Genomic DNA, 12,339 nt, shown 5'->3' on the forward strand with positions numbered 1-12,339 from the left:
GAGCTCCAGCAATGATTATGCGCTGCGCCGTGCTTGCACAGTTGCTTTGGCAGGTCGATAGAACACGCTGCCTTCGAATAGCCGCCTGGCGGTGCGATACACCGCGCCATGAATGGCGCGCGCCTTGGCGGGGTCGTCGGCGTGTTCGACGGCGGCATCGACCACGGTCGTGCCGGAGGGATGCGCGATGGTGATCGGACCATCCCCGACGCGGGCCAGCCGATTCGCAAGCGTGCCCTTGATACGCACCGCGATGGCGAGGCAGGTGGCGCCGGTGATTGGGACCGCGCGATGCGGCTGGCCGATCGAAATCATCCGGATGCCGAGCGACATGTCGGAAGGCTCGAGCCCCTGACCCGACAAGGTCGTCATCTGCCGCGGTGCCACGATCATCGCGACCTTGGGCACGCTCGGGATCTTTGCGGCCGCCGCGACATCGGGAGCAAGGTCCATCGCCACGGAGGCCGCGCAGCGAATCGCCTCCATCCGTTCGAGGAAGCCCGCATCGCTCTCCAGCGCTTCGGGCATCTCGCTGCCGTCCTTGCCGAGCGCGGCGGCAGCGACGAAGACGCAGGGGTTGGCGGCATCGACGAGCGATGCCTCGACCGGACCGAGGCCGGGAATATCGAGGGTGTCGGAGACGTGTCCTGTCGGCAGCAGGCGTCCGGTCCTGGTGCCGCCGGGATCGGTGAATTCAAGCCGGACCGGCGCGCCCTGTCGGCCGACGCCGTCGATGCTCATCTCACCTTCGGTCTCCACCTCCCCATCATTCATCGGGAAACGCGCGACGATGATCTTGCCGGTGTTGGTGTTGTGGATGCGTACAACGGCCTCGCCGTTCGCGGGCGCCGTTACCAGCCCTTCGCTGACGGCGAACGGGCCCATCGCCGAAGACATGTTGCCGCAATTTGCGCTGTAATCGACTGCGGCGCTGTTCACCGAGATTTGCGCAAAGGTGTAATCGATATCGGCATCGGAGCGCGTCGGTGCGCCGACTACGCAGACCTTCGACAAGGACGACAGCCCACCGCCCATTCCGTCCAGCTGACGGCCATTGGGATCCGGCGAGCCCATCACGGCCAGGAAGATCGGGTCCCATAGGGCGGGATCTGCCGGCAGGTCTTTTCTGTTGAAGACGACGGCCTTCGACGTGCCGCCGCGCATGAAAGTGGCTCTGAGCTTGTGCTGCGGCATGAAGCTGCCTTTTTATGTATACCGTTGTATCCTTTGGATGCTTGTGTATACATTATCGAGGCGGCCCGCTACCCTTATTCTATTCGGTGGACGCTGATGGCCTCGTTCCAGACAGGCGGCGCGACGCCGAATATCCTGCGTCGCTCGCGTGCCTCGTAAGGTCGGAAGAATCGACGCAGATCAGTGATGGACGGCCTGGTGCGCCTCGCTCGTATGAGCAGTGCCTGCCGAATGAGATCGGAAAGACTTCATGAACGACGACATGGTGTTGCCGGACCGGGCGAAGTTTGCATCTGCTGCCGACTACGCCTACGCGGCGCTGCGGCGTGAGATCGTGGAGGGGCGTTTTGCTCCGGGGCGGCGCATGCGCGAAGTGGAGTTGGCGGAACATCTCGGCATCAGCCGAACACCGACGCGCCAGGCGCTGACGCGGCTCGAGCTGGAGGGGCTGCTCGATCTTCGCCCGAGGACGGGGCTCGTCGTATCGGTTCTCGACATGGATGCGGTCGAAGAACTCTACGAAATGCGTGCCGCGCTCGAAGGCACCGCGGCTGCGATGGCCGCCAAGCACGCAAGTCCGAAAGATCTTGCTGCATTGGCCAGGCTCGTTGCCGAAGGTGAAACGCTCGATCGCGATCCGCTCAAGCTTTATCGCCACAACAGGGAATTGCACGACGCCATTCATGTTGCGGCTCACAACCGGTATCTCGAAAAGAGCTTGTCCGCTCTTCAGGATGCAATCGCGCTTCTCGGGCCGACGACATTGGCTGACAAGGGGCGTTTCGCTGTCGCTCAGGCGGAACACGCTGCGATCGTGCAGGCCATTTCGCAAAGGGAAGGCGAGAAGGCCGATCGCCTGGCGCGCACGCACGTCTTGAATGCGCTCGAGACACGCCGTGTCATCCTGGCGAAGGAGCGTGAGCTCGAGGCCCGCCGGGAACAGGAGGGCGCCTGAATCGACGTGCGAGCTGCAGCTCGACTGCCGCTCGTACTGCTGCGCTGCCTGCTGACCCTTCTCCGTTGATATCTCCGTAACAGGCTGTTTTCATGGGAATTTTTCCAGAAAATGGCTGTCTTCAAATTGTCTTGCATTCCAATGTATACATTGGTATTCACCAGAATACAGAAGCACAGAAGGCCGCGGGCCAAGCGGGAAGGAACGGAAATGCACGAAGAGTTCGATGTGATCGTCGTCGGCGCGGGAAACGCTGCCTTGGCCGCGGCGGTCTCCGCGAAGGAAAACGGCGCAGATCGTGTCGTCGTTCTCGAGAAGGCTCCCCGCGAAATGCGCGGCGGCAATACGCACTGGAGCGGCGGCGTGCTGCGCTTCGCCTATGACGAGCCGCGCGAGATCGGCGCCTTGCTGCCGGGCGTCGAGGACGAGTTCGACAATTTCTACGACGGCATCTCGCCCTATACGCAGGAAGATTTTCACGGCGATCTCATGCGCGTGACCAATGGGCGCACCGATCCGACCTTGTCGCGGCTGCTGGTGTCGAACTCGCAGGCGACCGTTCGCTGGATGAAGGATACCGGCGGCATCAAGATGGAGCCGGCGATCAGCCTGTCCGCCGTCAAGAAGGACAATGTGATGGTGTGGGCGCGCGGCCTCGTGGTGCGCGCCGCCCATGAAGGTGTCGGCCTTTCGCGCAGCTGGTTCGCCACCTGCGAGCGCATGGGCATCGAGGTCCGCTACGGCAATGCGGTCTCGGAACTGCTCGTCGATGACAATGGCCGCGTGGTCGGCGTCAAGACCAAGGACGATGACGGTGTGCGCTCGCTCGGCGCAAAAGCCGTTGTGCTCGGCTGCGGCGGGTTCGAAGCCAACGTCCAGATGCGCACGCAGCACATCGGCCCTCTGGTCGGCGCGGCGAAGGTTCGCGGCACGCCGCACAATCAGGGCGACGGCCTGCGCATGGCGCTGGCCATCGGTGCTATGCCCTGGGGGCAGTGGAGCGGCTGCCATGCGACGCCGATCAGCGCGGACTGGGGCGATTTCGCGCCGCGTGAGATGACCGACCGCAGCAATCGGCTGTCCTATGTCTACTCGGTGATGATCAATCGCAAGGGCAAGCGCTTCGTCGACGAGGGCGAGGACGGCGCGCTCTTCACCTACGCCAAGTTCGGCCGCGCCATCCTGGCCGAGCCGGGTGCCAAGGCCTATCAGCTGTTCGACAGCAAGGTGATCCACCTGCTCGAGCCGCGCTATTCGACCAGCGATCCGATCAAGGCCAATTCGCTGGAAGATCTGATTGCGCAGCTCGACATCGACGACAAGGCGCAGGCGCTCAAGACCGTCCTCAACTACAACGACCACGCGCGTGCGGCGGACGAAGGCTTCGATCCCACGAAGAAGGACGGCCTCTCGACCAAGGGGCTCGATCTCGAAAAGACCAACTGGGCGCTTCGGCTCGACAAGCCGCCTTATTATGCTTACAGCGCGACGGGCGGCATCACCTTCACCTTCGGCGGATTGAAGATCAACGAGAACGCCGAGGTGATCGGCACCGACTGGCGTCCGATCAAGGGACTGTTCTGCTGCGGCGAACTGGTCGGCGGTCTCTTCTACGACAACTATCCCGCGGGCACCGGTCTCGTCTCCGGCGCGACCTTCGGACGGATCGCGGGCCGCAACGCTGCAAGCCAGCAGAGTGCGGCACCAGCCAAAGCGGTGGCTTCGCGATGAGCGTCGCCGCCACGACCTCGGGATCCGGCTTTTGCGCCGAGAGTCTGGCCGAGCAGATCCTGACCCCGCAGCCGCGGGACGCCAGGACGCTTGCACAGGCGAGGGCAGCGGTCATTCAGGCGTTTGGCCAGACGCTGTCCGGTACCCGGGCAGGCCTGACGAAGGCCCTGCTGAATACATCAGGCGTCGCGATGGCCGACGGCGCGTCGCTCGTCTTCGGGACGGAGCGGCGGACCAGCGCGGTCGATGCTACGCTGATCAACGCCACCGCAGCGGCGGCCGGGTCCGAAGCATCGCATGGTGGTATGAATGCGGCCTGCATCGTGACGCTGTTCGCGCTCTGTGAGGAGCGGCAAACGACCGGGCAGGAATTCCTCGATGCGTTGATATCGGGCGCAAAGGCGTCCGTTAGTCTCGCGCCCGCGCTGTCGCTGGCAGGCGACCAGTTCGGGCCCGCCTTGCTCGGTGGGGTAGCGGCCGCAACGCACGTGCTCGGATTGAGTCGTCCGAAAATTGCAGCCGCATTGCTCATGACCGGGATGGCGAACGTTGACAGTCCCGCCACGCAGGGCGGGCCGAAGTCGTTGATGGCTGGACTGAGCTTCAGGAGCGGACTGCTGGCCGCGCTGCTCGCCGAGGCGATGGACGAGGCTTCCTGCGCCGAGGTGATCGGCAGTGAGGGCGAAGCGATCTCACCTCAGGCCGCGGACAGCAGCGCGTCCGAAGCGGCGGCGTTCGATCTTCTTGCCGTTCAATTGCCGCCGGAAGCCGATCTCTGGGACCAGTTCGAACGGCAGGCGAGCGTCGTCCTGCAGCGCGATCAGATCGCTCCGCTGTTCGAGCGGCTTGAGACCATCGACAAGGTGAAGGATCTCGCGACGGTTTCGCGTCTGTTGCAGACGCGCGGCGCTCAGGCGGCGCCGAAGAAAGTCGTCTTCGCCGCGCGTGGAACGCACGAGCCGGAGGAGACGACCTGGGTTCCCTGAACCCGCGAAGGAATGCGAGGCAGCGAGGCTGCTTCGTGACAACAAGCCTGACAACAAGAGCAAGGCCGACAAAAGCAACATCTGGGGAGAGATTGGAATGAAGCGTTTTGAGTTGATTGCCGTACTCGCTGCATCGGCCGTGTGCTCTGCGGCGCACGCCGAAGACAGTGTCACGATCGGTGTTCACGCCAGCTTTTCCGGGGCCGGCGCAGCGTTCGCCGAAGGCATGCTCGCCGCGACGAATTTTGCCGCCGAAGATGTCAACAAGGACGGCGGCCTTGAGGTCGCCGGCAAGCGCTACAAGGTCCTGATTAAGCAATATGACGACCGCTACCGCGCCCAGGATGCGGTCACGGCCATGGATCGCCTCATCACCCAGGACGGAATTCGCTTTGTCGTCGGTCCGATGGGGTCGGCGGCGGCGGTGGCGACGAAAGATCAGACCACCTCCGGTAAGGTCATCACCATGACGCTGGCGTTCACGCCGCGCGCGCTGGGCGCCGACGCGCCCTATGCGTACCGGCCGGTCATAACCACGGGTGAATTTTCCGACCCGCAAGTTGCGTGGCTCATGAAGAATACAGCGGCCAAGCAGGTCGTGTCGCTGCTGCCTAACGACGAGACCGGGCAGCAGATCGGTGTCGCGAACTTCAACTCCTACGCCAAGACCGGCGCAAAGCTGCAGGTCGAGTATTTCGAGCGCGAGCGCGTCGATTTCGTGCCGATCCTCACCCGCATCCTGATGAAGGCCGACGGCCTTGAGCTCGGCGGCAATTCTCCGACTACGGCCGGACTCATTCTCAAGCAGGCGCGCGAGCTCGGTTACAAGGGCCCGGTGTTCGTGACCGGCGGCGACGTCGCGGCCGAGATGCTCAAGGTCGCTGGCAAGGATGCGGCCGAAGACGTCTACGTCCACCTGCCGATCGACACCGGTCTGCCGGATACGGCCGCCTATGTCGCCCGCTTCAAGGCCAAGTATGGCCCGAATATGAACGGCTTCAGCCCGTTCTTCTATGCCGGCCTGCAGATGCTGTTCACCGCCATGAAGAAGGCCGGGACCGTGGACGACACCACCAAGATCGCAACGACGCTCGACGGATTGTCCGACGTTCCCACCGCAATGGGCAAGGCGGGTTGGACCGGCGAGCAGAAGTACGGGATCAAGCACCAGATCGACCTGCCGTTCTATGTCGGGCAGTTCAAGGACGGCGTCGTCGCGAAGGTGGCGACCTGCGACGTCAACGCGTGCAGATAAGCAGCCGCTACATCGGGCGAGGCGCGCTGCTGCGCCTCGCTGAAGCGATTGGAGTTGTCGTCCCGTGAGCATGAACATCATTCTGGCCCAGACGGTCGTGAACGGCCTCATGGTGGGCATGATCTATGTGCTGATGGCCATCGGCTTCACCATGGTGTTCGGCATCATGCGCATCGTGAACTTCGCGCATGGCGAATTCTACATGGTCGGCGCTTTTCTGTTCGCCATCCTCTACGGCAGCAACGATATGCCGTTCGCCGTCAGCGTCCTGCTCGCGGTTGGCGCCACGGCCGTGCTGGGACTGCTGATGGAGCGAGTCGTATTCCGAAAGTTTCGCGGCAACGAGCTGAACGGCATGATCGCTTCCGTCGGCGTCGCTCTCATAGTGCAGAACAGCGCGCTTCTGCTGTGGGGATCGTCGGCGCGCACCGTGGCCCCGATCGTCTCTGGAGTAGTGTCCGTCGGCGGCATCGTCTTTCCGTGGTCGCGGCTGGTAGTTATCATCGGTGCGATCGTGGCGGTGGTGTCGCTCAACCTGTTGGTCGGCCATACCAGGATCGGCCGTGCCATGCGCGCCGTCGCGCAAGACGCGGAGATCGCGCAGGTGCAGGGCATTCGCGTCGACCTCATCTTCCCGGTCGCATTCGTGCTCGGGGTGAGCCTTGCCGCCTTTGCCGGTGTGCTGATGGCTCCGGTGCTGTCGGTCTCGCCGTTCATTGGTCTCGCGCCGACGTTGAAGGCCTTCGTGATCGTCGTGATTGGCGGGCTCGGCAGCGTCCCGGGTGCGGTGGCCGGCGGATTGCTGATCGGCCTGATCGAGAGTTTCGCCGGGACGTTCGTGAGTGCCTCGCTGTCCGAGATCCTCCAGTTCCTGGTCGTGATCGCCGTCGTGTTGCTGCGTCCGCAAGGTCTGCTTGGCCGAAAGGAGCGTGAGGCGTGATTCCTTCCACAACCAAGCCGATGCATTATCTCGGTGTCGCGATGGCGGTGATCGTCGCCGCCCTGCTGCCCTGGTTCGCGCCGAACCAGTTCTATATCCATCTGGCGACGGTCGGTTGCATCAATCTCATGCTCGTGCTGGGCCTTGCCGTCATTGCGCGGGCAGGGCAGCTCTCGATGGGCCATGGTGGCTTTGCGCTGGTCGGCGGATATGTCTCGGCGTTGCTGTCGATGAAGGGGTGGCCGCCGCTGCTCACCCTGTTCATCGCCGGGTTGGTCGCGGCCGTCATTGCCGCCGCTCTCGGCTGGATCATCCTCCGCTTGCGCGGCGTTTACTTCGTGCTGGTGGCCTTTGCGTTCGGCCAGATCGCGGTGTTGTTGGCGCTGGACATGAGCTCCATAACGGGCGGTGCCAACGGGCTGGTCGGCGTGCCCCCGATCTCGATCTTCGGCTACGTGCTTCGTGCCAAGCCGCAATTCTATCCCTTCGCACTGGCCTGCGCGCTGACGACGCTGCTTCTGATCTGGCTGCTTTATCGGTCGCCGCTGGGCACGATGATGGCGGCCACCGCCGAGAACCAGCGCCTCACCGAATCGAGTGGCATCGATACGCACCGGGTCCAGGTGATTGCCTTCACCATCGGCTCCGGCATCGCGGGCTTCGCCGGTGCGTTGTCCACGCACTATCTCCGCTTCATCTCGCCGGACTCATATACGTTCTGGGAATCCGTTTCCTATTTGACCATGCTGGTCGTCGGCGGACGGGATGGCGTGCTGGGACCGATCGTCGGTGTGCTCGTGCTGACACCCTTGCCGGAGCTGCTGCGCTCCACCGAAGGATTGCAGCACATCATCTACGGCGCCGTGCTCGTGCTCTGCCTGATTTTCGTGCCGAACGGACTGGCAAGTCTCGTCCAGACCTGGCGTTCGCGCCAGCGGGTTGTAGCAGCAGGCACAGCGCGTGTGGCCGAGGAGGTCACATGAGCATGCTCGTGGTCGATCACCTGAAGCGGTCTTTCGGCGGACTTGTCGCCGTTCGAGACGTATCCTTCGAGGTCGAGGAGGGCGACTTCCTCGGCCTTATCGGCCCGAACGGCGCGGGCAAGACCACGTTGTTCAACGTGATCTCGGGCGTGTTGAGGCCTTCGGCGGGCACGGTCCGCTTTATGGGCCGGGACATCTCGGGGCAGCCCGCCAATCAAACGGTGCGGCAGGGGCTTTCGCGGACCTTCCAAGCCGCGACCATCTATCCAGAGGCGACGGTCATCGAGAATGCCGCGCGCGGCACGTTGGCCTCTGATATCACCGGCCTGTGGAGCGGGTTTCTCTCGAGCAAATGGCGGCGGACCGCCGAGGAGAAAGCGCTTCATGTGCTCGACCTCCTTGGCCTGATGCGGCGCGCGGGCCTGAAGGCGCGCGAGCTGTCTTATGGCGAGCAGCGCCGTCTCGGCGTTGCAATCGCACTTGCGAGTGACCCAAAACTCTTGATGCTCGATGAACCCGTTGCCGGCCTCAATCCGGAGGAGGCCGCGGAACTCGCCTCGGTGCTCCGGCGAGTGAGATCGGAGCGCGACGTCACCATGGTTATGGTCGAGCATCACATGCGCACCGTCATGGGCCTGTGCAATCGCGTCGTGGTGCTGGATCACGGCACGCTGATCGCGCAGGGAACGCCCGCGGAAGTCGTCGCGAATCCGGTCGTGATCGAGGCGTATCTCGGCAAGGAAGCCGTCCATGCTTGATGTTCGCGGAATTAGTGTCGCCTACGGTGCGTTGACGGCGGTGCGCAATCTGAGCGTGTCTGTGGCCGACGGCGCGATCGTCTCCCTGATCGGCTCGAACGGTGCGGGGAAGACCACGACGATGAAGGCTATCATCGGCCTCAAGCCGGTCAGCGGCGGCGAGATCTATTTCGACGGCGAACGCATCGACGGCACGTCCGCGCCGCAGCGCGTCGGACGTGGCATCGCATTGTCGCCGGAGGGGCGACGCGTGTTCCCGCAAATGAGCGTGCTCGACAATCTGCTCGTCGGTGCCTATTCGCAGGGCGACAAGGCGAAGCAGAACAAAACGCTGGATCAGATCTACGGCTATTTCCCGCGCCTGGTGGAGCGAAGGAGCCAAATGGCAGGCTCACTGTCGGGTGGCGAGCAGCAGATGGTCGCCATCGGCCGGGCGCTCATGGCAAGGCCACGCCTGTTGCTGCTGGATGAACCCTCGCTCGGGCTTGCGCCGATCATCGTCGATGAGATCGCGCGCATCATCGTGGAGATCAACCGCGATATCGGCATGTCGATCATCCTGGTCGAGCAGAACGCGAAGCTTGCGCTCAATCTATGCAACGAGGCCTTCGTGTTGGAGACTGGCGCGGTCGCGCTGAGCGGGAAAGGCAAGGACCTTCTGGCCAGCGACTATGTGCGGCGCGCCTATCTCGGCATCTGAAACATATTCCTCTATCTGGAAATTCCGGAGTTCTGACATGACTGGATCTCTCACCTTCGGCTTCATCGGCTTGGGCGTCATGGGCGAGCCCATGTGCCGACACCTCGTTCAGAAGACCAAGCAGCAGGTGCTGGTTCACGACCTCAACACTGAGCCCGTCGCGCGACTGATTCAGGCCGGCGCCGTCGATGCGGGCTCGGTCGCCGCGGTGGCCAAGGCCGACATCGTTTTCATCTCGATGCCGAGCGGCGAGCACCTCAAGAAAGTCTGCGAGATGCCGGGCGGGCTGCTCGAATTCGCGCGCGCCGGCCAAACCATTGTCGATCTCTCGACAAGCCCGCTGAAACTGACGCGCGAGCTGGCCGGCGCTTTTGCCGCCAAGGGTGCCGAATACGCCGATGCGCCCGTCGCCAGGACGCGTGCTGCGGCCGAGGCTGGCACGTTGGCAATTTCTGTCGGTGCGACCTCGGATGTGTTCAGCCGCATCGAACCGTTGCTGCGCCACTTCGCGTCCGAAGTGACCCTTTGCGGCGACGTCGGCTCGGGCCAAGTTGTGAAAATCCTCAACAACATGGTTGTGGTGGGCACCGTGACAGCGCTGTGCGAGGCGGCTGCGATCGCGGAATCGGCGGGTGTCTCGACCAAGACCCTGTTCGACGCCCTCTCGAAGGGCTCCGCCGACAGCTTCGCGCTGCGCAACCATGGATACAAGGCCGTCGCGGCGCGGGAGTTTCCCGAGCGCGTCTTCTCGACTGACTACATGCACAAGGACATGTCCTATGCGCTCGACATGGCGAAGGATGCCGGGATCGATGCCAGGGAAGCGGCGCTCGGCGCCCGTGTGCTGGTCGAAGCGTCCCAAGCGGGCTTTGGAGCGAATTACTGGCCGGTCATCGTGAAGGTCATCGAGCGCTCCTCGAAAAAGTCATGACCGATGCGTGAAGGGCGGTCGAGCGTCGCCATTCGAGTTCAAGCAATAATGATCAAGGGAGGGCTCCGTGCGGGTGTTGTTGTTGACGATCACGCTGCTTCTGTCACACATGAATCTGGCCGCAGCCACTGAAACCTATCCCTCTCAACGGATTACCGTCATCGCGCCGTTTGCTCCCGGCAGCGGAACCGATGGCGTCGCGCGCATCGTGTTTCAGCGGCTGTCGGAGCTGCTGAAAGCGACGATCATCATCGACAATCGCGTGGGCGCGAACGGCGCGCTGGGAGCGACAGCCGCCGCGCGTTCAGCGCCCGACGGCTACACGTTGCTAGTTGGCGGAACGTCGACGCACGCCGCGAATCCAAGCCTGCTGAAATCCATCCAGTACGATCCCATCACGGACTTTGTTCCGATTTCGCAGTTCGGCGTGTTTCCATATTTTCTGATTGTCGATCCATCACTGCCCGTCCAGAGCGTGGCCGACCTCGTAGCCCTTGCGAAGAGCAAGCCCGGCACGTTGACGTTCGGTTATGCCAATGCACTCGGCCAATTGTCCGGCGAGGCGTTCAAGCGGCGGGCGGGGATCGACATTGCAGCCGTGCCCTACCGGAACAGCCCGCAAGTTGTCACCGACATCATCGCCCAGCGCGTCTCCATGACCTTCATGGACATGGCGCCTGCGGTCTCCCAGGTCGAGGCTGGTTCGGCCCGTGCGCTTGCGACCACGAATCCGGACCGCGCGTCGCTCTTCCCGCAGATCCCGACGATGAAGGAGGGAGGCCTTGCATTCATCAACATCTCCGCATGGTCCGGCCTGTTCGCTCCCAAGGATACACCGCCGGAAATCGTCACGAAACTCTCCGAGGGCGTGCGTGAGGTGCTGGCGGAACCCGAGATCAAGAGCCGCCTCGCCGATATCGGCTTCGAGGTTCAGTGGATGGCCCCGTCCGATTTCGCCAGGCATCTCAAGGACGACATCGAATTGTGGGCCACGACAACGAAGGAAGCTGGCATCGAACGCCAGTGAAAGATCGACATGTCCGAGTATGAAGTCTATGCCGTCCGATATGCCGCGAAGGACGAGCGCCGCGCATCAGAGAACTTCATCGACAATAGCGGAATACCCGATGCTCCGATGCCGCTGGATTTCTTCGTCTGGGCGCTGGTCGGCCGGGGCCGCACGGTGATCGTCGATACCGGCTTCGATGAGAAGGCAGGAAAGCCGCGTAATTATGCCGTCACAAGACCGGTGGCCGAGGGCCTCAAGCAGGTCGGTATCAACCCTGACAACGTCAAGGACGTCATCCTGACCCACATGCATTGGGATCATGCCGGCAACCACGATCTGTTCCCGCAGGCCCGCTATCACGTGCAGGAGCGCGAGATGCATTTCTGTACGAGCCGCTGCATGTGCGATGCCGAACAGAAGAAGGCCTACAACGCAGAGGACGTCAGCCACATCGTCAGGCGCAACTTCGAAGGGCGCGTGACCCTTCACGATGCCAATTCCGATTTCGACGACGGGATATCACTGCACTGGCTGGGTGGCCATACCGCGGGACTTCAGGTCGTGCGGGTGAAGACGCGCCGCGGCTACGTGGTGCTGGCCTCGGACGCCTCGCACTATTACGCCAACATTCTGCGGCGCCGGCCATTCCCGGTGCTGTTCGACACGAACCAGATGCTGAACGGCTTTGCGGTCATCCGGCAACTGGCCGACAGCCCCTCGCACATTATTCCGGGGCACGACCGGCAAGTGCTCTCGCTGTTTCCCGCCGCCCGCGAAGGGATCGACGGGATCGCGCGACTGGATGCTGATCCCCGCGGAAGTCCTGCCTAAGCATCAACGAAGCTAGTCCAGACGGCCGGCGCAGCCTGCGCCATCCGGATCAGACACACCATTCGC

12 protein-coding genes are annotated in these 12,339 nt (G+C 63.1%); 11 read left to right on the forward strand and 1 reads right to left on the reverse strand.

Features of this window, described 5'->3' with window-relative positions; genetic code table 11:
• Positions 1 to 15 precede the first annotated feature (15 nt).
• A complete protein-coding gene (locus HAP40_RS15135; protein ID WP_166817062.1) occupies positions 16 to 1,194 on the reverse strand; it encodes a 2-methylaconitate cis-trans isomerase PrpF family protein in 1,179 nt (392 codons plus the stop codon).
• A gap of 250 nt (positions 1,195 to 1,444) precedes the next feature.
• On the opposite strand from HAP40_RS15135, the gene HAP40_RS15140 reads away from it, so the two are divergent.
• The 11 genes from HAP40_RS15140 (at position 1,445) to HAP40_RS15190 (ending at position 12,273) form a co-directional block, all read left to right on the forward strand.
• Positions 1,445 to 2,149: a GntR family transcriptional regulator gene (locus tag HAP40_RS15140; protein ID WP_166817061.1), complete on the forward strand. Its 705-nt coding sequence runs from the start codon at positions 1,445 to 1,447 to the stop codon at positions 2,147 to 2,149.
• A 210-nt stretch (positions 2,150 to 2,359) separates the two neighbouring features.
• On the forward strand, positions 2,360 to 3,880 hold the full coding sequence (gene tcuA / locus HAP40_RS15145; protein WP_166817060.1) for an FAD-dependent tricarballylate dehydrogenase TcuA: 1,521 nt from the start codon (positions 2,360 to 2,362) through the stop codon (positions 3,878 to 3,880).
• Entirely contained in the window at positions 3,877 to 4,866 is a 990-nt protein-coding gene (locus HAP40_RS15150) for an MmgE/PrpD family protein (protein WP_166817059.1), read from the forward strand. The genes tcuA and HAP40_RS15150 overlap by 4 nt, the downstream gene beginning before the upstream one ends.
• A 97-nt stretch (positions 4,867 to 4,963) precedes the next feature.
• Positions 4,964 to 6,121 (forward strand): ABC transporter substrate-binding protein, encoded by a 1,158-nt coding sequence (locus HAP40_RS15155; RefSeq protein WP_166817058.1) that lies wholly within the window; start codon positions 4,964 to 4,966, stop codon positions 6,119 to 6,121.
• A gap of 70 nt (positions 6,122 to 6,191) precedes the next feature.
• A complete protein-coding gene (locus HAP40_RS15160) occupies positions 6,192 to 7,061 on the forward strand; it encodes a branched-chain amino acid ABC transporter permease (protein WP_166819495.1) in 870 nt (289 codons plus the stop codon).
• Positions 7,058 to 8,044, forward strand: a complete 987-nt coding sequence (locus HAP40_RS15165) for a branched-chain amino acid ABC transporter permease (protein WP_166817057.1) — start codon at positions 7,058 to 7,060, stop codon at positions 8,042 to 8,044. The genes HAP40_RS15160 and HAP40_RS15165 overlap by 4 nt, the downstream gene beginning before the upstream one ends.
• Positions 8,041 to 8,802 (forward strand): ABC transporter ATP-binding protein, encoded by a 762-nt coding sequence (locus HAP40_RS15170; RefSeq protein WP_166817056.1) that lies wholly within the window; start codon positions 8,041 to 8,043, stop codon positions 8,800 to 8,802. Before HAP40_RS15165 ends, HAP40_RS15170 begins: the two co-directional genes overlap by 4 nt.
• Complete coding sequence (locus tag HAP40_RS15175) at positions 8,795 to 9,502, forward strand: ABC transporter ATP-binding protein (protein ID WP_166817055.1); 708 nt, start codon at positions 8,795 to 8,797, stop codon at positions 9,500 to 9,502. The genes HAP40_RS15170 and HAP40_RS15175 overlap by 8 nt, the downstream gene beginning before the upstream one ends.
• 37 nt (positions 9,503 to 9,539) lie before the next feature.
• Entirely contained in the window at positions 9,540 to 10,433 is an 894-nt protein-coding gene (locus HAP40_RS15180; protein ID WP_166817054.1) for an NAD(P)-dependent oxidoreductase, read from the forward strand.
• A 67-nt stretch (positions 10,434 to 10,500) separates the two neighbouring features.
• Positions 10,501 to 11,460, forward strand: coding sequence for a Bug family tripartite tricarboxylate transporter substrate binding protein (locus HAP40_RS15185; protein WP_166817053.1), 960 nt, complete (start codon positions 10,501 to 10,503; stop codon positions 11,458 to 11,460).
• A gap of 9 nt (positions 11,461 to 11,469) precedes the next feature.
• A complete protein-coding gene (locus tag HAP40_RS15190) occupies positions 11,470 to 12,273 on the forward strand; it encodes an N-acyl homoserine lactonase family protein (protein ID WP_166817052.1) in 804 nt (267 codons plus the stop codon).
• Positions 12,274 to 12,339: the final 66 nt, after the last annotated feature.

The organism is Bradyrhizobium sp. 1(2017), from assembly GCF_011602485.2.
In the GTDB taxonomy this organism is placed as follows: domain Bacteria; phylum Pseudomonadota; class Alphaproteobacteria; order Rhizobiales; family Xanthobacteraceae; genus Bradyrhizobium.

Coding starts and splice junctions, on each gene's coding strand:
- HAP40_RS15135 (WP_166817062.1), bottom strand. CDS start 1,194: ATGCCGCAGCACAAGCTCAGAGCCACTTTCATGCGCGGCGGCACGTCG.
- HAP40_RS15140 (WP_166817061.1), top strand. CDS start 1,445: ATGAACGACGACATGGTGTTGCCGGACCGGGCGAAGTTTGCATCTGCT.
- tcuA (WP_166817060.1), top strand. CDS start 2,360: ATGCACGAAGAGTTCGATGTGATCGTCGTCGGCGCGGGAAACGCTGCC.
- HAP40_RS15150 (WP_166817059.1), top strand. CDS start 3,877: ATGAGCGTCGCCGCCACGACCTCGGGATCCGGCTTTTGCGCCGAGAGT.
- HAP40_RS15155 (WP_166817058.1), top strand. CDS start 4,964: ATGAAGCGTTTTGAGTTGATTGCCGTACTCGCTGCATCGGCCGTGTGC.
- HAP40_RS15160 (WP_166819495.1), top strand. CDS start 6,192: ATGAACATCATTCTGGCCCAGACGGTCGTGAACGGCCTCATGGTGGGC.
- HAP40_RS15170 (WP_166817056.1), top strand. CDS start 8,041: ATGAGCATGCTCGTGGTCGATCACCTGAAGCGGTCTTTCGGCGGACTT.
- HAP40_RS15175 (WP_166817055.1), top strand. CDS start 8,795: ATGCTTGATGTTCGCGGAATTAGTGTCGCCTACGGTGCGTTGACGGCG.
- HAP40_RS15180 (WP_166817054.1), top strand. CDS start 9,540: ATGACTGGATCTCTCACCTTCGGCTTCATCGGCTTGGGCGTCATGGGC.
- HAP40_RS15190 (WP_166817052.1), top strand. CDS start 11,470: ATGTCCGAGTATGAAGTCTATGCCGTCCGATATGCCGCGAAGGACGAG.